Source organism: Paenarthrobacter sp. TE3676, assembly GCF_056279165.1.
Map to the genome: position 1 here is coordinate 316,017 of NZ_JBWBQU010000002.1, position 18,811 is coordinate 334,827.

Annotated in this window: 19 protein-coding genes; 7 read left to right on the top strand and 12 right to left on the bottom strand. The window is 63.4% G+C overall.

Annotation, left to right across the window (positions count from 1 at the left end; all coding sequences use genetic code 11):
* Positions 1–29: 29 nt before the first annotated feature.
* From ACZ881_RS05320 to ACZ881_RS05335, 4 genes are read right to left on the bottom strand one after another with little or no spacing between them, the layout of a single operon-like run.
* A complete protein-coding gene (locus tag ACZ881_RS05320) occupies positions 30–263 on the bottom strand; it encodes a DUF6480 family protein (RefSeq protein WP_091465072.1) in 234 nt (77 codons plus the stop codon).
* A gap of 35 nt (positions 264–298) precedes the next feature.
* Positions 299–1,174 carry an SMP-30/gluconolactonase/LRE family protein gene (locus tag ACZ881_RS05325; protein WP_476113056.1) on the bottom strand — a complete coding sequence of 292 codons (876 nt, stop codon included), beginning with the start codon at positions 1,172–1,174 and terminating at the stop codon, positions 299–301.
* A gap of 10 nt (positions 1,175–1,184) precedes the next feature.
* Positions 1,185–2,645 carry an MFS transporter gene (locus ACZ881_RS05330; RefSeq protein ID WP_476113057.1) on the bottom strand — a complete coding sequence of 487 codons (1,461 nt, stop codon included), beginning with the start codon at positions 2,643–2,645 and terminating at the stop codon, positions 1,185–1,187.
* Positions 2,642–3,364 (bottom strand): TetR/AcrR family transcriptional regulator C-terminal domain-containing protein, encoded by a 723-nt coding sequence (locus tag ACZ881_RS05335; protein ID WP_476113059.1) that lies wholly within the window; start codon positions 3,362–3,364, stop codon positions 2,642–2,644. The genes ACZ881_RS05330 and ACZ881_RS05335 overlap by 4 nt, the downstream gene beginning before the upstream one ends.
* Before the next feature lie 150 nt (positions 3,365–3,514).
* Here ACZ881_RS05335 and ACZ881_RS05340 point away from each other — a divergent pair, with 150 nt between their 5' ends.
* On the top strand, positions 3,515–4,243 hold the full coding sequence (locus ACZ881_RS05340) for a DUF2306 domain-containing protein (RefSeq protein ID WP_179017892.1): 729 nt from the start codon (positions 3,515–3,517) through the stop codon (positions 4,241–4,243).
* Here ACZ881_RS05340 and ACZ881_RS05345 read toward each other — a convergent pair.
* Positions 4,240–5,529, bottom strand: coding sequence for an adenylosuccinate synthase (locus tag ACZ881_RS05345; RefSeq protein ID WP_178996637.1), 1,290 nt, complete (start codon positions 5,527–5,529; stop codon positions 4,240–4,242). The genes ACZ881_RS05340 and ACZ881_RS05345 overlap by 4 nt on opposite strands.
* A 475-nt stretch (positions 5,530–6,004) precedes the next feature.
* Between ACZ881_RS05345 and ACZ881_RS05350 the strand changes: the two genes are divergently transcribed.
* A complete protein-coding gene (locus tag ACZ881_RS05350; RefSeq protein ID WP_091465063.1) occupies positions 6,005–6,637 on the top strand; it encodes a hypothetical protein in 633 nt (210 codons plus the stop codon).
* A gap of 87 nt (positions 6,638–6,724) precedes the next feature.
* Here ACZ881_RS05350 and ACZ881_RS05355 read toward each other — a convergent pair whose 3' ends face one another.
* On the bottom strand, positions 6,725–7,732 hold the full coding sequence (locus ACZ881_RS05355; protein ID WP_476113062.1) for an ABC transporter substrate-binding protein: 1,008 nt from the start codon (positions 7,730–7,732) through the stop codon (positions 6,725–6,727).
* A gap of 133 nt (positions 7,733–7,865) precedes the next feature.
* Between ACZ881_RS05355 and ACZ881_RS05360 the strand changes: the two genes are divergently transcribed.
* Genes ACZ881_RS05360 through ACZ881_RS05370 form a run of 3 tightly spaced genes read left to right on the top strand, consistent with a single transcriptional unit; the run spans position 7,866 to position 10,827 of the window.
* Positions 7,866–8,957, top strand: coding sequence for an iron chelate uptake ABC transporter family permease subunit (locus tag ACZ881_RS05360; RefSeq protein ID WP_476113869.1), 1,092 nt, complete (start codon positions 7,866–7,868; stop codon positions 8,955–8,957).
* Positions 8,954–10,018, top strand: a complete 1,065-nt coding sequence (fepG, locus tag ACZ881_RS05365) for an iron-enterobactin ABC transporter permease (protein ID WP_476113064.1) — start codon at positions 8,954–8,956, stop codon at positions 10,016–10,018. Before ACZ881_RS05360 ends, fepG begins: the two co-directional genes overlap by 4 nt.
* Positions 10,015–10,827: an ABC transporter ATP-binding protein gene (locus tag ACZ881_RS05370; RefSeq protein ID WP_476113066.1), complete on the top strand. Its 813-nt coding sequence runs from the start codon at positions 10,015–10,017 to the stop codon at positions 10,825–10,827. Before fepG ends, ACZ881_RS05370 begins: the two co-directional genes overlap by 4 nt.
* 118 nt (positions 10,828–10,945) lie before the next feature.
* Here ACZ881_RS05370 and ACZ881_RS05375 read toward each other — a convergent pair whose 3' ends face one another.
* From ACZ881_RS05375 to ACZ881_RS05400, 6 genes are all read right to left on the bottom strand, one after another.
* The gene (locus tag ACZ881_RS05375) at positions 10,946–11,368 is read right to left on the bottom strand and encodes a DUF3151 domain-containing protein (RefSeq protein WP_476113068.1); all 423 of its coding nucleotides are present in this window, start codon (positions 11,366–11,368) and stop codon (positions 10,946–10,948) included.
* On the bottom strand, positions 11,368–12,387 hold the full coding sequence (gene fbaA / locus ACZ881_RS05380; RefSeq protein ID WP_091465056.1) for a class II fructose-bisphosphate aldolase: 1,020 nt from the start codon (positions 12,385–12,387) through the stop codon (positions 11,368–11,370). Before fbaA ends, ACZ881_RS05375 begins: the two co-directional genes overlap by 1 nt.
* Before the next feature lie 190 nt (positions 12,388–12,577).
* The gene (locus tag ACZ881_RS05385) at positions 12,578–13,504 is read right to left on the bottom strand and encodes an endonuclease domain-containing protein (protein WP_476113071.1); all 927 of its coding nucleotides are present in this window, start codon (positions 13,502–13,504) and stop codon (positions 12,578–12,580) included.
* 137 nt (positions 13,505–13,641) lie between these two features.
* Positions 13,642–14,868 carry a lipase family protein gene (locus ACZ881_RS05390; protein WP_476113073.1) on the bottom strand — a complete coding sequence of 409 codons (1,227 nt, stop codon included), beginning with the start codon at positions 14,866–14,868 and terminating at the stop codon, positions 13,642–13,644.
* Positions 14,869–15,055: 187 nt separating this feature from the next.
* Positions 15,056–15,742, bottom strand: a complete 687-nt coding sequence (locus ACZ881_RS05395; RefSeq protein WP_476113075.1) for a TrmH family RNA methyltransferase — start codon at positions 15,740–15,742, stop codon at positions 15,056–15,058.
* Between the two features lie 53 nt (positions 15,743–15,795).
* Positions 15,796–16,941 (bottom strand): hypothetical protein, encoded by a 1,146-nt coding sequence (locus ACZ881_RS05400; protein ID WP_476113077.1) that lies wholly within the window; start codon positions 16,939–16,941, stop codon positions 15,796–15,798.
* A 320-nt stretch (positions 16,942–17,261) separates the two neighbouring features.
* Here ACZ881_RS05400 and ACZ881_RS05405 point away from each other — a divergent pair, with 320 nt between their 5' ends.
* A complete protein-coding gene (locus ACZ881_RS05405; RefSeq protein WP_035761154.1) occupies positions 17,262–18,083 on the top strand; it encodes an HAD-IIA family hydrolase in 822 nt (273 codons plus the stop codon).
* A gap of 9 nt (positions 18,084–18,092) precedes the next feature.
* The gene (locus tag ACZ881_RS05410; RefSeq protein WP_476113080.1) at positions 18,093–18,806 is read left to right on the top strand and encodes a tyrosine-protein phosphatase; all 714 of its coding nucleotides are present in this window, start codon (positions 18,093–18,095) and stop codon (positions 18,804–18,806) included.
* Positions 18,807–18,811 lie beyond the last annotated feature (5 nt).

Genomic DNA, 18,811 nt, shown 5'->3' on the forward strand with positions numbered 1-18,811 from the left:
CGTAGCCAACGCCGGGGCTGCGTAGCAGGTTAGTCGAAGAAGCCCACGATGTAGCCGATGAAGAAGAGCAGCGTGAGCAGGACGCCGGCACCGATGGCTGCAAGCCACAGGAACTGCGTGCCCTTCCTGGGACCGCCTTCGTCATGGCCCTGTGGTCCGGCGGTGGAGGCTTCGCCGGGAGGGGTCTCCCCCGGCGGTACCCCTCCGCCCGGCTCCAAGCCTGTGATCTTGTCTTCGTATGGATCGGGGTTGCTGCCTGACACGTTCACTCCCTTGATAGCAGTGGCGGGTGCTGTGTTCAGGTTACTCTCATGGTGGTGTCCCGCGTCGAGGTCCGCAGCCGGTACAGGGACGTAGTGGCCGTGATGTAGAGATCCTGACCGTCGGCCCCTCCGAAGCAGAGATTGGAGACCTTTTCAGGAACCTCGACGGCGGCCAGCAGCGCCCCGTTGGGGGCATAGACACGAACTGACGAGCCTGCCGAGGTCCACACACGGCCCTCGACGTCAACGCGGAAGCCGTCCGAGGGCGCGTCATCTTCGAGCTCAACGAACGTGCTGCCTTCACCGCACGAGCCGCCCTTCACGGGGTAGGCAGCGATCCGGAACGGCACTTCATGCGCAGGGCCTGCCGTGTCCGCAACATAGAGAAGCGATTCATCCGGGGAGAACGCCAGGCCGTTAGGGTGCACCAGATCCGTGACCACCGGAGTCAGTTCTGCTGTGGCCGGGTCGAATCGGAACACGTAGCAACCGCCGTATTCCTGCTCGCCCTCATGCCCTTCCACCGTCCCGGGCAGGATCCCGTAAGGAGGATCGGTGAACCACACGGTGCCATCCCCGGCCACCACAACATCGTTGGGCGAGTTGAGCCGATGCTCACCGAACGCTTCAACGATCGGCGTCACCACGCCGTCGTGGTCCCGCTCAACACGCCTGCGGCCGTGGCTGCACTGCACCACGCTGCCATCGGGGTGGAGCGTCCTGCCGTTGGTGTACTCGACGCCGGTGGCGTATTCGCGCGTCGCGCCGGTGCTCGGAGAGAACTCAAGGATCCTGTTGTTGGGGATGTCGCTCCAGCGAACGGTCTGCGACTGCGGAATCCAGAGAGGACCCTCGGCCCAAACGGTTCCTTCAAACAACTTTTCCAGGCTGCCGGTGATCAGTTCTTCCATAGGTTCGAGACTAGTCGTTGGCAGGCTCCGAGCTGGGCTTCTGAGCCCGTTCTTTGTTCCTGTGCGTTCCGTCGTCGGCGGGCATCACCAGGACCGCCACAACAGTAAGTACTGCGCTGACGAGCACCGCCAGGAAGACGGCAGTGGACGCGTGCACGGTAGTTTGCGGATCGGGACCGCCGCCGGGACTGTTGGCGTAGATAGCGTTGGCAATGGCGCCGAAAACCGCAACACCGATAGAGCTGCCTATTGAACGCGCAAAGAGGTTAGTGCCCGTGACGACGCCGCGCTCATTCCATTCGACGCTGGTCTGCGCGGCAATAAGGCTAGGCGTCGCGACCAGCCCCAGTCCGAGCCCGACGACGAAGCACGCCATTGCCACCAGCAGAATGTTGGGCGTGGAGGCGGTGAGGGCAAGGATGGCCGAGCCGATCACCGTAATCACGATGCCGATAATGGCCGTGTTTTTGAAGCCGATTCGGAGGTACAACCGGCCGGCTTGCGACGCGCTGATGGGCCAGCCAATGGTCAACGCCGCCAAGGCGAGCCCGGCCAGAAGGGGCGAGGTTTTAAGGGACCCTTCCAGGAACGTCGGGACGTAGGTTGTGATGCCAAGCATGACCGCGCCAACACCGAAAGCGACCATCGCCGTCGTCGCCAGGAGCCTCCGGGAGACAACCCAGGGTGGCAGGACAGGCTCCGCCGCCTTCCTTTCCACCAAAAGAAACACAACAAACAGCAATGCCCCTCCGCCAAACACGGCGAAGCTGATCGGGGAATCCCAGGGCCAGGCTTGACCGCCCTGGAGGGCTCCGAGGATGAGCAGGCTCAAAGAGATCGTCAGCAGTCCGGCTCCCGCGTAATCGATGCGGTGCTTGGTTCTCTCGACGTTCTCGTGGAAAGTTCGGAGGAGCATCCAGGCTGCGATCAGGCACAGCGGGATGTTGATGAGGAAGATCCACCGCCAGATTCCCAATGACGCGAAGACGCCTCCTAGGGTTGGTCCCACTACGGAAGAAACGGCCCACACGCTGGCCAGATATCCCTGGACTTTTGCCCGCTCTGCAAGGGTGTAAATGTCACCCGCAATCGTGATTGCCACAGGCTGGACTGCGCCCGCCCCGAGCCCCTGGAGCACTCGGAAGGCAATGAGCGCAGGCATGCTCCAAGCCAGCCCGCAGAGAATCGAGCCAAGCAGGAAAAGGCCTATGCCACCCAGGATGATTGGCTTGCGGCCCACCACGTCTGAGAGCTTGGCGTAAACAGGGACGGAGACGGCCTGTGCCAGCAGGTAGGCGGAAAAGAGCCAAGGGAACGAGGCGAAGCCGCCTATGTCCTCCACGATGGACGGCACTGCCGTGGCAACAATGGTGGCATCTATCGCCACCAAGCCCGTTGCGAGCATCAGCGCTATCAGTATGGGCCCGCGCCGGGAACGGAACCCGACCCCCTCGTCAGTCGCTGTGCTCATTTGCCCTTGCCCCCGCCTGATGTCCAGTTCTGCTGGTGGAGCCGCTCGAATCCATCCAGGAGGAGGTCAAGGGCAAATTCGAACTCGTATTGGTCGTCGCAGCCGTTCCCGACCACGGAACCGTCCTCATGCGCTGCCACGGCAGCAATCTTGAAGAGATGGGGAAAGTTCTCGGCCATCTGCTGGGCCATGGCGGCCCGGGCTTCCGCCGGCACCTGTGCATGCTGGTTCCCAGCCCCCGCAGAGTCATCGAAGACCTCCTGGGTAAAACCCCACATTCGGCTTCCCATGGCATGCATGACATGGTGCGTGAGATCCACCGAAAATCCGCCCGCCAAGAACATCCCAGCGAAGCCGTCCATATACCCGAGGACTGCGGGGGTCACGTTGGTGCGGGTCTCGATCACAGGGCGGGCCCAGGGATGCCGCAGAAGCACCTGTCTGGCCGAGAGGACCCGGAGCCGGACAGCGGACTTCCACGGAACATCCGATAGAGGTGGGCCGATTTCGCCAACAATGGTGTCCACCATGCCGCCGAGGAGTTCTTCCTTGTTGGCAACGTGCTTGTACAGCGCCATCGGAACGACGCCTAGTTCCTGTGCCAGGCGACGCATGCTGAGCGACTCGATACCCACCTCGTCCGCGAGAACGACAGCGGCGCTTAGGACGCGGTCACGGTTCAGGGGTATGCGCCGGGCTGCCTCGGCTAGCAGGGTCATACGACTTCCTTCCGAACTAAGCCAAGGACGGGTACAGCCTTGACAGGTATACAGCGTACACCTAGTGTTTGGATCATAAAGGTGTACACCGTACACCTAGTGGTCTCCACCCATCACCTTCCGTTATCCACCCAGAACGCAGGCAGAGTCATGACATCCAAAAACACCCCGCAGATCCGGAACCGCCGCACAAAATGGGCCGTGCCAGTGGCCCTGATCGTCCTCAGCCTCATCCCGGTGATTGCCGGCGCCGCGCGACTCACCGAGCTGACGGGCGGCGCGAACGTCACTCCGCAGAACGCCCGGTTCTTCGCTTCACCCATCCCGGTGGTAACGCACATCGTCACAGTCACGGTGTACAGCCTTCTGGGAGCCTTTCAGTTCGCACCCACGCTTCGACGTGTTTCCCCACCTCGACGCGGCAGGCAATCGTGGCACCAAATGGCCGGACGCATCCTGGTACCGGCGGGCCTGCTCGCTGGCTTGTCCGGCCTATGGATGTCGATGTTCTACGCCCTGCCGGAAGGTGATGGCGAAGCCCTTCTGGTTCTTCGGCTGATCTTTGGTTCCGCCATGGTTGCGAGCATCATCATGGGGCTGTTCGCCATCCGACGGCGCGACTACGCCACCCACGGCGCGTGGATGACGCGTGCATACGCCATCGCACTGGGCGCGGGAACGCAGGCCTTCGTGTTCCTGTCCTGGATGCTGGTTGCGGGCCCCACCGACGAGGCAACAAGGGCAGTGCTCATGGGCGCATCCTGGGTCATCAATCTGACGGTGGCCGAGTACTTCATCCAACGACGACGGCGGTCCACCGGTCGGTTCCATGAGGAACCTCGGGTGACCCGCCGTCGTCGTGAATTTAGTAGTACTTAGTCGTTGATCAGGTCGTGAACAACGATGGTCTGGTCGCGGTCCGGGCCGACGCCGATGGCCGAGAAGCGTGTGCCGGAGAGCTTTTCGAGGGCCAGCACGTAGTTGCGCGCGTTCTCCGGGAGGTCTTCCAGGGTGCGGGCCCCAGTGATGTCCTCGGTCCAGCCGTCGAAGTACTCGAAGATGGGCACAGCGTGGTGGAACTCGGTCTGCGTCATGGGCATTTCATCGTGGCGCACTCCGTCAACGTCGTAGGCAACGCAGACGGGGATCTGCTCGATGCCCGTGAGGACGTCCAGCTTGGTGACGAAGTAGTCCGTGAAGCCGTTGACCCGGGAAGCATGGCGGGCCAGGACGGCGTCGTACCAACCGCAACGGCGGGGGCGGCCGGTGTTCACACCGAACTCGCCGCCGGTCTTCTGCAGGTAAACGCCCATCTCGTCGAACAGTTCCGTGGGGAACGGGCCTGCGCCAACACGCGTGGTGTAGGCCTTGATGATGCCAATGGACCGCGAAATGCGGGTGGGGCCAATGCCGGAGCCAACAGACGCGCCGCCGGCTGTGGGGTTGGACGAGGTGACGAACGGGTAGGTGCCGTGGTCGACGTCCAGGAACGTTGCCTGGCCGCCTTCCATGAGCACAACCTTGCCCTCGTCCAAGGCGTTGTTGAGGACCAGTGTGCTGTCGATGACCAGCGGGCGCAGGCGCTCGGCGAAGGACAGGAAGTATTCCACGATCTCGTCCACCACGATGTCGCGGCGGTTGTAGACCTTGACCAGCAGTTCATTCTTCTGGCGCAGCGACCCTTCCACCTTCTGGCGGAGGATGGATTCGTCGAAGACATCCTGGACGCGGATGCCTAAGCGGGCCACCTTGTCCATGTATGCGGGTCCAATGCCGCGGCCCGTGGTTCCGATGGCCCGGCTGCCAAGGAAGCGCTCGGTCACCTTGTCCAGGACCTGATGGTACGGAGCAACGAGGTGGGCGTTGGCCGAGACCCGCAGGCGGGACGTGTCCGCGCCTCGGGCTTCAAGGCCTTCGATTTCCTGGAAGAGGGCCTCCAGGTTCACCACGCAGCCGTTGCCGATAATAGGTATTGCGTTGGGGCTCAGGATGCCCGCGGGAAGGAGCTTCAGCTCATACTTCTCACCGCCAACAACCACGGTGTGCCCGGCGTTGTTACCGCCGTTGGGCTTAACCACGTAGTCAACGCGGCCACCGAGCAGATCGGTTGCTTTGCCTTTGCCTTCGTCGCCCCACTGGGCTCCGACGATCACGATAGCGGGCATGGGATCCTCCCCCATTCTTTCGGGCCCGGACCCAGCCGGATGACCAGGACGAGACGCCGTACATGAGAATGCCCCGACGTAGCTGGTGCAGCCTGCCACAAGGCACGGCATACGCAAGAGTTTCGGGGCTCTTACCAGCCAAGTTTAGCCGATGACAACGGTTTGTCTGGTGTTTGGCCGCTGTTGGGGCGGAACTGTAGACCGCGTTGTCGCCATTAAGGCAGGCCAGCGCCTGTTGTTCAGCATGCGTAAGCCGCCCGCCGCCGTCGAGAGTTGCCTGCCGCAGTCGAGACTCCCGCCACGTTCCGAGGCAACACGCCGTGTCGCATTCGGGGGCGCGCCGAAGCGGCACCCGTTCACCCCCATAGTCCGGTAAGGTTAGTTAGCCCCCAACAGCACCCTTTGAGGTTTGGCTGCGGCATGCCCGCGGCACCTTGGAACGGTGCGCTGTAACACCTAGGAGACCTAACCCCTGATGCAAGAACTGGCGACTGAATCACCCGAAGAAATCCTCTGGAACCGCCGCTACGAACCGCACATCGCCGAGGTCAACGAGTTGTGCGACTCCATCAAGGAGCAGAAGCCGGGCAGCGAGGTCCTTTACATCGACCCCGCCCACAGCATGGATGACTGCCGCATCGTCAGCCTTTTCTCCAATCAGCGCACCAACACCGGCGAAGGTTTCATCAACCCGGGTGACGAGGAAGCCAACACCCGCATGCTCGGCATGCAGTGGCAGCTGGGCCTGCGTCCCGCACTCATGATGCCCTGGAACGCCTACCCGTGGATCGAGCCGTCCGAGGAACCGGGCAAGCTGACTCCGGCCAACATCACCGAAGGCCTCAAGCCGCTCCTGCGCCTCCTGCAGCTCCTGCCGCGTACGTCCGCCCTGGTGGCACACGGCAACGAGGCACACCGCCTGGCCGATCAGCTCATGAAGGCCGCACCGGCCAGCATCGCCCGCCGCGGCTTCAAGACCTTCAAGGTCCGCTCGCTGGGTGGCCGTTCCTTCGCCGGCACCCCTGCCCGCCAGCAGGAATACCTGGACGCCATCCACGGCGCCTACGCCGAGGCAATGGCCCGGACGGGCATTCCCCGCAAGGCCTAGTTGCCAACGCACGCATAACGACGGCGGCCCCCACCTTTTGGTGAGGGCCGCCGTCGTCGTTGGGGTGCTTGTGTTGATCTGGAGGCCTTAGCCGACCAGCATGCTGCGGAGATCCTTCAGGATCAGCTGGGCGCCTGTGGGGCCGAGGCCGAGGAACCAAACGTCGTCGCTGACTGACTTTGCCTGGCCGGCTTTGACCGCGCCAAGCTTGGGCCAGACTGCGCCTTCAACCACGGAGGTTTCGCCTGTTGCTGCGGGATCGCCGTAGCTGCTGTAGAAGATCCAGTCCGCGTCGCCCTGTTCGATGTTCTCGGCCGAAATCTCGGCAGCGAGTTCATCAATGTTCTGATTCTCGGGACGGGCAAGGCCCGCGTCCTTCAGGATGACGCCGATCAACGACTTGTTCGCATACAGGCGGATCTTGCCCGGCAGGAAGCGGACCAGGGAAATCTTGGGATCGCCCTTCACGTCTGCCTTGAGGGCATCCGCTTCGGCCTGGTAATCGTTGAGCGCCTTGACGGCCTTGTCCTCTTCGCCCAGGGATTTGCCCACCAGGAGGAAGTTTTCTTTCCACGGGAATCCGGGGCGGATGCTGAAGACCGTGGGGGCGATGGCAGACAGCTGCTTGTACAGCTTGTCGGCGCGGAGCTGGCTGCCCAGAATGAGGTCCGGCTTGAGAGCTGCGATTGCTTCAAGGTTGAGGTCCTGGATGGTCCCTACGGAAGCCACATCCTTGACCTTGTCAGCCAGGTAAGTGGGGACAGGGTTGGCGCCTTCAGTGGTGGCCATGCCCACCGGCGTGATGCCGAGGGTCACGACGTCGTCCAACTCGCCGGTGTCGAGGACCACAACGCGGGTGGGCTTCTTCTCCAGTGTGGTCTCACCGTTGGCGTGCTTCAGGGTCCGCGGGAAAACGCCGGGGGCAGCGTCCGTGCCCAGCTTGGCCGTTTCCTGGTCCGCGGTGGTGAACTTGGAACCGCCCGTGGCAACGTCGGCGTTGCCGGCAGCCGAACCTGACCCGCCGCTGGTGCCGCAGCCCGCAATGAGGCCGACCACCAAGGCGACTCCGGCCACCTTCATAGCGAGCTTACGCATGCGGGAGGCCTTACGCGGCTGCACTTCAAAATCGTCATTTTTCACTGGGTAAGGCTAACCTAATTAAGATACACATTCGTGACGTTGTGACGACGGTCACGGAATGGCCGTCATATTGCTGCCCCTCTTCGAAATGGTTCCCTGCTGTGTCCCCATCGACGGCGTTATGTCCCAAGTAGCCGCTCCCGCCCGTCCGGCTGCAACCGCAGTTGCCAGTTCCGGCGTCGTCAATAAATCCCGCTGGCGGATCCTCTTTCTCGCCTTCGCGGCAGCAGTCCTTCTGGGCGCGGCGATCCTCAGTCTCGGTGTGGGAGCAAAATTCATCCCTGCGACAACGGTCCTTGAAGCGTTCATCAATCCCCAGGACACGGCGGATCATGCGATCATCCTTCAGAATCGGCTGCCGCGTACATTGATGGGCATCGCCGTCGGCATTTCCCTTGGCGTGGCCGGCGCGCTCATTCAGGCGATCACACGGAATCCGTTGGCCGATCCGGGCATCCTGGGCGTCAACGCCGGAGCTTCGTTTGCCATGGTGATTGCCATCGGCGTCTTCGGTATCGGATCCCTCAGCAGCTACATTTGGTTCGCGTTTGCCGGGGCAATCCTGACCACCGCAGCGGTCTACCTGATCGGCACCTCCGGCAGGAACGTGATGAATCCCATCAGGCTGACCCTCGCCGGTGTTGCCCTGGGCGCGGTCCTCACCGGTATCGGCTCGGGACTCACCCTCCTGAACCCCAAGGCTTTCGACCACTTGCGCTCGTGGAGCATCGGCTCCCTGGACACCCGGAGCATGGAGTCGGTCATGACCGTGGCGCCGTTCATGGTGGTGGGATTGATCATCGCCCTGTTCTGCGTTGGCGGGCTCAACGCCGTGGCACTGGGCGACGACCTCGCCACCTCCCTCGGCGCCAACGTCGACCGCACCCGGATCCTGGGCGTCGTGGCCATCACCCTCCTCAGCGGAGCAGCGACTGCCGGAGCAGGTGCGATCGGCTTTGTGGGGCTCATGATTCCACACGTAGCCCGGTGGATCGTTGGCCCGGACCAGCGCTGGATCCTGGCCACCACCGTGGTGCTCTCCCCTATCCTGCTCCTGGTGTCGGACGTGGTGGGCAGGGTCGCCGCGCCCGGCGAGCTTCAGGTGGGTGTGGTGACGGCGTTCATCGGTGCGCCGGTCCTTATCGCGTTGGCTCGCCGCCGGAAAGTGAGTGGGCTATGACGCAATTGGACCCAAGAAGTCGCCTGGATTTTGGCCGGCCCACAGCCCTGGTCCGCAACCGCTCGCTGAGCCTCCGGTTCGATGTCCGCAGCATTCTTGTCTGCATCCCTTTGATCCTCGCGGCCCTTACGGTAGCGATCGTGAGCCTGGCAACCGGCGACTACGACGTCACCGTGCAGCAAGTCCTGCAAGCCTTCACGGGCGACGCCCCTGGGCTGGCCCAAACCATCGTCATGGAATGGCGGCTCCCCCGCGTTCTTTCGGCACTTGTGTTCGGTGCAGCCTTGGGAATGAGCGGCGGCATCTTCCAATCGATGACCCGAAACCCACTGGGCAGCCCGGACATTATCGGCTTCAATACCGGCGCCTACACGGGTGCGCTTTTTGTGATGCTGACTGTTGGAGGCGGTTACCTTGGCATCGCAGCGGGTGCCCTCGTTGGCGGTATCCTCACAGCCCTGGCCGTCTATTTGCTGGCTTACCGGCGCGGCTCCCAGGGCTTCCGGCTCATCATTGTGGGCATCGGCATCAGCGCCATGCTGGCCGCGTTCAACCACTGGCTGATCCTGCAGGCCGAACTTGAGGCAGCCCTGGCTGCAGCTGTCTGGGGTGCCGGGTCCCTCAACGGCATTACGTGGGAGCAAGCGGCGCCTGCCGCCGTCGTGGTTGTTGTGGTTGGCGTGGCCACGCTGGCAGTGGCGCGTCGGATGCAGTTGCTGGAAATGGGCGACGACGCCGCCCGCGCCTTGGGAGTCCGGGCGGAACCCACCCGTTTGTTGCTGCTGATCCTGGGCGTGGCGTTGACTGCAGCCGTCACGGCGGTTGCGGGTCCCATCGCGTTCGTGGCCCTGGCCGCGCCCCAACTTGCCCGTCGTCTTACCCGAAGCGCCGGTATCACCCTGGTGCCATCCGCCGTGATGGGTGCATTCCTCTTGGTGGCCAGCGACCTCGCAGCCCAGCGCTTGTTCGCCCCGATCCAGCTGCCCGTGGGCGTTGTGACGGTGTGTATCGGCGGTATCTACCTCGTCTGGCTGCTGGCCAGGGAAGCAAGGAAATCATGAGCCTCACCTCTGTTGCGCCGCAGCTCCACGCCGAAGCACTGACCATCGGTTATGAGCAACGCATCATTTCCGAAAACCTCAACGTGCGCATCCCCGAGGGGCAGTTCACCGTCATCGTCGGGCCCAACGCCTGCGGCAAATCCACGCTGCTGCGCGCCCTCGCCCGGCTGATCAAACCCCGCAGCGGACAGGTCCTGCTCGACGGGAAATCCGTGACCTCACTGCCCGCGAAGGAACTTGCCCGCCGTCTCGGGCTCCTGCCGCAATCCTCCATCGCGCCCGACGGCATCACCGTTGCGGACCTTGTAGCCCGCGGCCGCTACCCGCACCAGAAGCTGCTGCGGCAGTGGTCCGTCTCCGATGAGATTGCGGTCGTCGAAGCGATGGAGGCCACCGGTGTCGCGTCCTTGTCCGGCCGACTGGTGGATGAACTGTCCGGCGGCCAGCGGCAGCGTGTGTGGGTGGCCATGGTCCTCGCCCAGCAGACGCCGCTCATGCTCCTGGACGAACCCACCACGTTCCTTGACATCGCCCACCAGATCGAGCTGCTGGAACTCTTCCGCGAGCTGAACCTGGACAAGGGCCACACCTTGGTTGCCGTACTGCACGACCTCAACCACGCCAGCCGCTACGCGGACCACATCATCGCCATGAAGGACGGCGTGGTGGTGGCCGAAGGCGCTCCCGCGGACGTAATCACTGAATCCTTGGTGGAAGAAGTGTTCGGCATGGCCTGCCGGATCATCGACGACCCCGTGACCCACACACCGCTGGTGGTTCCGTTGGGGCGCCCGCGGCTACCCAACTAGGTCGCAGCAGAGCGCGTTTTGAGCGGTCAAAACGCGCTCTGCTGCTACTTACTTGGGTTAAAAACGACGGCGACCCTCGCCTTTCGGTGAGGGTCGCCGTCGTCGTTTGCTTGAGTCCCTAGCGGGCTTCGAGCGCTGCCTTGGCCTTGGGGTCAGAGTCGTTCAGGAACTTCTCGATCCGCTCCGGCTCTTCAGCCTCGCCGATTGCAGAAGCGGCGCGACCCAAAGCGTAGAGCGCCCGAAGGAAGCCCTGGTTGGGCTCGTGCTCCCACGGGATGGGTCCGACGCCGCGCCAACCGTTGCGGCGCAGGGAATCCAGGCCGCGGTGGTAGCCAACACGGGCGTAGGCGTAGGACTCAATGGTCCGGCCCTCCGCCCAGGCTTCCTCCGCGAGGATGGCCCACAGAAGAGACGACGTGGGGTTCTTCGCCACCAGGTCCAGCGCTTCGTTGCCGAGTGTCAGATGCTGGTAGATCTCGGTTTCGGCGGGCAGGAGCGTGGGCTCCGGCCCCATCAGGTTCTTCCGGAATTCGTCGGACATTAGAAGGTCTTGCCAACCGATCCGAGCTGCTGGGCGGCTTCGACGATGCGTGCAGCCATGCCGGCTTCGGCGGAAGCGCCCCAGACGCGGGGGTCGTAGGTCTTCTTGTTGCCCATCTCGCCGTCGACCTTGAGGACGCCGTCGTAGTTGGAGAACATGTGGCCGGCGACCGGGCGGGTGAACGCGTACTGGGTGTCGGTGTCGATGTTCATCTTGATGACGCCGTAGGAAACAGCGTCAGCAATTTCCTGCTCCGTGGATCCAGAACCGCCGTGGAAGACCAGGTCAAACGGGTTTTCCTTGCCGATCTTGGCGCCAACCTCGGACTGGATCTGCTTGAGCAGTTCCGGGCGGAGCTTCACGTTGCCCGGCTTGTACACGCCGTGCACGTTGCCGAAGGTCAGCGCGGTGAGGTAGCGGCCGTTTTCGCCGGCGCCGAGGGCCTCGATGGTGGCGAGGGCGTCTTCGGTGGTGGTGTAGAGCTTCTCGTTGATTTCGTTCTCAACGCCGTCTTCTTCGCCACCGACAGTGCCGATTTCAACTTCGAGGATGATCTTGGCAGCTGCGGCGCGTTCCAGCAGCTCGCGGCCGATGCGCAGGTTCTCGGAGAGGGCTTCGTGCGAGCCGTCCCACATGTGCGAGTTGAAGATCGGGTCCTTGCCGGCCTTCACGGCTTCCTCGGAAGCGGCCAGCAGCGGGAGGACGAAGTCCGCCAGCTTGTCCTGCGGGCAGTGGTCCGTGTGGAGGGCGATGTTGACGTTGTAGTTCTTGGCTACTTCGCGGGCGAACGCGGCGAAGCCGAGGGAACCGGCAACCATGTCCTTAACCGACGCGCCGGACCAGTAGGCTGCGCCACCGGTGGAAACCTGGATGATGCCGTCCGATTCGGCCTCGGCGAAACCGCGGATCGCAGCGTTCAGAGTCTGCGACGACGTCACGTTGACCGCGGGGAAAGCGAATCCGCCAGCCTTTGCGCGGTCGATCATCTCGGAGTAAATCTCTGGGGTTGCAATGGGCATGGTGACTCCTATGCTGAATTCGTCTGTGGGTTGGTAACCCTGGAGTAGACCGCTTACGGCTTGCACCCATCCTAGCGATATCCGCCGGGACGCCGTGTTTCGGGTCACTGATGGTTCTTAACACTTCCGCCGAGTTGGCATTTAACCCCCATGTTGCGGCCGAGCATTGGGTTTAAGTGCCACCTCGGCGCTACTTCCATCCGCGGCTTTGGAGCGCCCGGCGGACTTTATGAACGACGGCGGGTCTCTCACCTTCGAGGTCGTGCTTGGAGATCCGGACTTCAAGCCAGCCATAGGCCAGGGAGCGTTCCTGGCGTTCGATGTCCCTGAGGTGTTGTTCGGCGCCGCCATGGTGTTGGCCGTCGTACTGAAGCGAGACTTTCCACTCGAGGTACGCGGCGTCCGGCCACAGGACTGGCAGGCCGAGGTGATTGCGGACCACGTGGTTCAGTTCAGGTTCAGGCAGGTTCGCCTCGATCAAAGCCAACCGCATGTGAGTTTCCGGAGCCGAGTCGGCGCCGACCCGGATGAGTTCCAATGCTGCCCGTGCCGTGCGCACTCCGCGCATCCCAGGGTGGCGCCCCACGATCTCCCGTAACTCCTCGATGCTGCATAGCGGGTCCTTAGGCACAGGGAAATCGGGACCGTGCGAGCACACCAGGGAATCGCCGGCCGCGACCAGGTCCTCCGGCTTCAGCACGGAAGCCATGTCCAGCCAGGTCCGCGCGGGCGAGGTGAGCTTGACGCCGTCGTACTCAGCGGTCTCCCCCGCCAGGAAGGTGAGGAGGTGTCCGGCCACGTTGACCCGCCGGGGAAAACTGAATCCCCGCCGCCGGGCCAGGTGAATCCGCCAATCGCCACTGACATAGCCGGGCAGCGGGACATTCCAGAGCCGGGCGGCACTGAGCATGACAAGCACGGACGCATCATCCAAGTCCGTGTAAGCCCGTAGGGCTGCCGCCCCCGTGGCACCCGACAGGACCGGCACCCTCACACCGCGGGAAACTGTCACCAGATCCTTGGCAGCAGTGCGCTTGCGGGTCACGCCGGCCTTGTCCGATGCACGCAAGGAAAACGAGCCCGTGGTCAGATGGTCCGGAAGGTTTGTCCTGCGCATTCCTCATTCTGGCTTGCCCACCGGACTCCCCGCGGGGTTATCCACAGGTGCTGCCGCCGCCCGCCCTGCGAGTTGGCAGATAACCCCCATGTTGGGCCCGGACATGGGGGTTATCTGCCAGTTCGGCGGGGGGTGAGTTATCCGTACAGCCAGCAGTTGCTCGCCGGGCTCCTGTCCGCAAAGCGACGCTCCAGGAACACGAAGGCCTGCGGGATCGCCGCCGCGAACCCTCCAACGTGGGTAGCCCCGGCGGTGGTATCGAAGTACACCGACGAACCCGCCGCGCACCATCGCTTGGCCAACTGGCGGCCCTGATCGTAAGGAATGACATCGTCCAGCACACTGTGGGAGAGCAGCACCGGAACCACGGGGGCACGCCCGTTGCCGATTTTCTGTTCCGCGATCACCGGCTTGACCTGCGGCAGGTCCAACAGTGAACTCAGCTTCTCCCCAGACACCGTGAGCTTGGTAGTGTCCAGGAAGCCGCTGGAGGCAATGGACTGCACAGTGCATTCCTGGTCCGTCGCTGCGATTTTCGCTTGGCCGGCAACACTAAGATATGGGCTAAGGTCCAGCCTCCCGGCAGCGCTCATGCCGGTCACCGCATAGAGAAGGAAGCCGGTGTACAGACCGCCGTCGAGGTTGCGTCCCACGGAGGGAAGATCAGCCGGGACCGCACCGGCATAGGCGCCCTTGAGGTTCAGCTCCGGCGCGTACTGCGCCGCAAGTTCGACGGCAGCTGCCGAGGCGCCACCACCCTGGGAGTATCCCGCAAGGGCCACTGGTCCGCCGGCCGCAAGCTGAGGGTTACCTAGTCGCTGGGCCGCGCGGACGACGTCGAGCACTGCGTGTGCCTGCGATGCGCGATCCATATACGTGTGGCTGCCCGGAGTGCCCAGTCCTTCATAATCGGTCACCGCAACGGAGTATCCCCGCGCCAGTAAACCGGCGATGAAGACGCCCTCGTACTCCTCGCCCGCAGCCATGGCCCGGGAGGGCGCGCACTGATCGCCCTGCCCTTGGGTTCCCACGGCATACCCCACCAGCGGACGAGCGCCCGCGCCTATCCAGGGCGTGGACGGAACCAGGACAGTGCCGGTCACTGCGACGGGAACACCGGCACTGTTCACGGATCGGTACATGACCCGCTGCACCGCGGCCTGCGCCCTGATGGTCTTAAGGGGATCGACGTAGAAGACCGACGGCTCAGTCCGGATCACGTCGCCGTTGGCGGGTGGCAGCGCGGCCGGGGCGGCGTAAAAGTCGGCTGTCTCCGGGGCCGCAGTGGCAGCCCCACCGCTGCCCGCCGCGAGCAGGAAAGCAAGGATGAAAGCGGAAGACAGTCGTAGAGAAGGATGCTTCATTGAACCTCCAGTAGTAGCCGTGCTCATCGTTGAGCACGGTTCACGCCAGATGTTACTTATGAGTAACATCCGGGCCTAGGGATTCAGCGAATATTTCTTGCCGCGAGATGGCACTTAACCCCCAAGTTTTCGGAAAACATGGGGGTTAAGTGCCAACTCGGCGGGGCGGGGCCAACTCGGCAGGGGGCTAAGAGACGGGCTGCTGGAACACGTGCCGGCGGACCCAGGCGTGCATGGCGATGGCCGCGGCCGATGCTGCGTTCATGGACCGGGTGGAGCCGAACTGCTCAATGGACAGCGTTGCGACGGCGGCATAGTGCACCTCCGGCGTCAGGCCGGGGCCCTCCTGGCCGAACACCAGCACGCAATTCTTGGGGAGGTCGTAGGTCTCCAGCGGCACGGAGTCCGGGAAGATATCGATGCCGATCACCGCCAGCCCCTCCTCTTCAGCCCACTGGACGAAGTCCTCAACGGTGGGGTGGTGGCGGACATGCTGGTAGCGGTCGGTGACCATGGCCCCGCGACGATTCCACCGCCGTCGACCAATGATGTGTACCTCTTTGGCGAGAAAGGCGTTGGCCGTCCGCACTACGGTCCCGATGTTGAGGTCGTGCTGCCAGTTCTCAATCGCGATGTGAAAGTCGTGCCGCTTGGAATCAAGGTCGGCCACGATCGCCTCGTGCTTCCAGTAGCGATACTGGTCCACCACGTTGCGGCGGTCACCATCCCTCAACAGGTCCGCGTCCCAGTGCTCGCCCACCGGCCACTCGCCCTCCCAAGGTCCGACGCCGACCTCGGGTTTCGTTTCCGCCTCACCTTCCGGTGTGGTTTCGGCAGGCGTGGGCAGGGCGTTATTGGGGGGAAGGTCAGTCACCCCTCAACTTTAGCCCTGCCCCGTTGCCTGCCTGAGCGCTGAGCTGAGCGCCGTCAGCCCATCTTCCACTTGTTGATGCGGTACGAGTTACCCAATTGCTCGAAGAGCCCGGGGTGTGCATCCCAATACGTTTTGTGGCCACTGACGCCGAGCATCTGCGGGGTTCCCCACGGCGTCACGGAGAACAGGTTCACGGCCTGAATCTCTTCGCCGCGGGCATTGGTGCACGTGAATCCGATGACAACAGCCGCACCTCTGCGGAACTCACGGATTTCCGGCATGGTGGTCTTGAAGTCGGCTGTGCACTTGTGGCCCACCAGGTTCTGGGGCAGTTCGGTAGCGGTCATCCCCTTGTAGCGGGTCTCGATGTCCTTGATGGCCTTCTTGATCTCTGCCGGATCCTTGCCGAACTTGCCTTCCTCAGACTCTGCGAAGAAAGCGTAGGCGAGCGCAATTCCGTCACCGTCGGCCTCCAGAGTTCCTTGGGCCTTCTTCTGGATCTCTACACCGGTGGTGGGGTCCTTGGTGATGCCAAACGACTCGTCGTGGGTCCACTCGGCCAGGTATTGGAAGGAAGATTCACCCGTGACCCACTTGCTGAACAGCGGATCGCCATCAGCCGGTACGTTGCTGGGTCCGGCCAACTCGTCCCACCCTGCGGGCAGGGGGATGGCGTCAGCGGGGATCTCAGAGGATGCCGACGCCTCGCCGGAAGGTTCAGCAGACGGCTCGGCTGCGGCCTCGGACGCTTCTTCGGAGGACGTCACCGATGGCAACGGAGTATCAACGGCTGTCGGCTTGGTCATCGATGGAATCAGCCACGTGAAGGTCACCACCAGCGCAATAATCACGACGACGGCCACACCACCCAGGATGAGGAACAGGGACTTCTTGTTGTGGTCGCCCGGGTTCTGGCCGGGGCCTCCGGGTCCGCCCGGCTGGCCCGGGTAGCCCGGCTGGCCCGGGTATCCCGGTTGCCCGGGCTGCGCTTGGGGGTAGCGGTGGACGGTTTCGGCGTACTCGCCATCGGGATGCACCGGCTGGTTTGGGAAAGCCTCAGTCTGGGCTTCCGGCTGATAAATCGGCTGAGTCTGCCCCGGCTGGTACTGGCTGTACTGGTCCTTGCCAGTGTCGTATCGCGGCTGCGGAACACCGTCCGGGTTGTAGGGAGGCTGCGGCACTCCGTTGTTGTTGCTCATGACAGGCCCTTTCACATGCGGTGGACACCGGGATGTCTCTGGGGACACCTGGTGGACGATCCGGAACGAGGGGACCTGCTAACAATGCGGCGGCACCTAAAAATTCACCATGTCGATCCCCCGACCCACGGTGGTGGCACGCCAGCGCCTGGAAGCCAGCGCCGCCACAAGCGTAGTCGAGCAAGACGGGCGCAACGCAAGTCAAAGCAGCTATCTGCATGGGCAGAACTATCCACATAAGCGGGATCACAGGAGGATAAGCCGCCCGAATGATGAAAGACTGGGTGGCAGTGCATGAACAATCCCAGCCGGAGGCAAATATGGCAGAAGAAACCACATCCACATCGGTTTACCGGAACGGCCACGAAATCGAATGCTGGCTCACGGACATGGACGGCGTACTGGTTCACGAAAACCAGGCGATCCCCGGCGCGGCTGAGCTGATCCAGCGCTGGGTGGACACGTCCAAGCGCTTCCTGGTCCTGACCAATAACTCCATCTTCACTCCCCGCGACCTCGCTGCCCGCCTGCGCGCGTCCGGCCTGGAAGTCCCCGAAGAGAACATCTGGACGTCCGCGCTGGCCACCGCCCAGTTCCTCAAGGACCAGGTCCAGTCCTCTGATTCGGGCAACCGTGCCTACACGATCGGCGAAGCCGGACTCACAACGGCGCTGCACGAGGCCGGGTTCATCCTCACGGACACCGACCCCGACTTCGTGGTGCTCGGCGAGACGCGTACTTATTCTTTCGAGGCGATCACCATGGCCGTCCGCCACATCCTGGCGGGCGCCCGCTTCATCGCCACCAACCCGGACGCCACCGGTCCCTCCAAGGACGGCCCCATGCCCGCGACCGGTGCCATCGCGGCCATGATCACCAAAGCCACGGGCCGCGAGCCGTACATTGTGGGCAAGCCAAACCCCATGATGTTCCGCTCCGCCATGAACCAGATCGACGCCCACTCCGAGACCACGGCAATGATCGGCGACCGCATGGACACGGACATCGTGGCCGGCATGGAAGCGGGCCTGCACACGGTCCTGGTACTCAGCGGCATCACGCAGCGCGAAGAAATCGTGTCCTTCCCGTTCCGGCCCAACCAGATCCTGAACTCGGTGGCCGACCTCAAGAGCCAGATCTAAGGGAAAACCATGGCTGTGCTCAATCTGCGTCCCTTGGCCGGCGGCCGGATACTCAGAGGAAGCCAGCCGTTCGGTTTGGATGCCGCTGCAACGTCGGGTTTCCTGGCGGAGCACGGCATCCAGGCAATTGTGGACCTGCGGAGCGAGCTTGAGCGTTCGTTGGTTCCGTGGCTGGTTCAGGACGACAACGACGCCGGTGGCGGGCCTGCCGCCGTCGTCCCGCCCGCCGTCGAACTCATCCATAACCCGTTGGACCCGAACGCCATCGCAGGGTCGCTCCAGGCCGTGGAAACGGCCGAAGACCTCGGGGATCTGTATCTGGGCTGGATCCGGCTGCGGCCCGAATGGGTGGGTGACGCTCTGCGACCGGTCGCCCGCGGCAAGCGCACGCTTGTTCACTGTTCGCTGGGCAAAGACCGAACAGGTGTGGTGTCGGCAATCGGACTCCTGGCAGCAGGAGGAACCGAGGACCAGGTGGTGGCGGATTATGCGGCCACCACAGTCAACCTGCCGGACGTCCTGGAAGTCATGGCAGAAACATGGCGCCTGAGCGTTCCCTCAACACCGGCGGAGTATTTCAGCCCCGACCTCATGATCCTGCAGAGCCCCGAAGCTGCGATGCGGCATTTCCTGGCCGGGTTCGCGCAGGAGTTCGGCGACGTGCGGAGCTTTCTGCGCGAGGCGGGCCTCACCGCCGTCGAGGTTGAATCGCTGGCTCTGTAATACTT

Coding starts and splice junctions, on each gene's coding strand:
- ACZ881_RS05325 (WP_476113056.1), bottom strand. CDS start 1,174: ATGGAAGAACTGATCACCGGCAGCCTGGAAAAGTTGTTTGAAGGAACC.
- ACZ881_RS05330 (WP_476113057.1), bottom strand. CDS start 2,645: ATGAGCACAGCGACTGACGAGGGGGTCGGGTTCCGTTCCCGGCGCGGG.
- ACZ881_RS05335 (WP_476113059.1), bottom strand. CDS start 3,364: ATGACCCTGCTAGCCGAGGCAGCCCGGCGCATACCCCTGAACCGTGAC.
- ACZ881_RS05340 (WP_179017892.1), top strand. CDS start 3,515: ATGACATCCAAAAACACCCCGCAGATCCGGAACCGCCGCACAAAATGG.
- ACZ881_RS05345 (WP_178996637.1), bottom strand. CDS start 5,529: ATGCCCGCTATCGTGATCGTCGGAGCCCAGTGGGGCGACGAAGGCAAA.
- ACZ881_RS05350 (WP_091465063.1), top strand. CDS start 6,005: ATGCAAGAACTGGCGACTGAATCACCCGAAGAAATCCTCTGGAACCGC.
- ACZ881_RS05355 (WP_476113062.1), bottom strand. CDS start 7,732: ATGCGTAAGCTCGCTATGAAGGTGGCCGGAGTCGCCTTGGTGGTCGGC.
- ACZ881_RS05360 (WP_476113869.1), top strand. CDS start 7,866: ATGGTTCCCTGCTGTGTCCCCATCGACGGCGTTATGTCCCAAGTAGCC.
- fepG (WP_476113064.1), top strand. CDS start 8,954: ATGACGCAATTGGACCCAAGAAGTCGCCTGGATTTTGGCCGGCCCACA.
- ACZ881_RS05370 (WP_476113066.1), top strand. CDS start 10,015: ATGAGCCTCACCTCTGTTGCGCCGCAGCTCCACGCCGAAGCACTGACC.
- ACZ881_RS05375 (WP_476113068.1), bottom strand. CDS start 11,368: ATGTCCGACGAATTCCGGAAGAACCTGATGGGGCCGGAGCCCACGCTC.
- fbaA (WP_091465056.1), bottom strand. CDS start 12,387: ATGCCCATTGCAACCCCAGAGATTTACTCCGAGATGATCGACCGCGCA.
- ACZ881_RS05385 (WP_476113071.1), bottom strand. CDS start 13,504: ATGCGCAGGACAAACCTTCCGGACCATCTGACCACGGGCTCGTTTTCC.
- ACZ881_RS05390 (WP_476113073.1), bottom strand. CDS start 14,868: ATGAAGCATCCTTCTCTACGACTGTCTTCCGCTTTCATCCTTGCTTTC.
- ACZ881_RS05400 (WP_476113077.1), bottom strand. CDS start 16,941: ATGAGCAACAACAACGGAGTGCCGCAGCCTCCCTACAACCCGGACGGT.
- ACZ881_RS05405 (WP_035761154.1), top strand. CDS start 17,262: ATGGCAGAAGAAACCACATCCACATCGGTTTACCGGAACGGCCACGAA.
- ACZ881_RS05410 (WP_476113080.1), top strand. CDS start 18,093: ATGGCTGTGCTCAATCTGCGTCCCTTGGCCGGCGGCCGGATACTCAGA.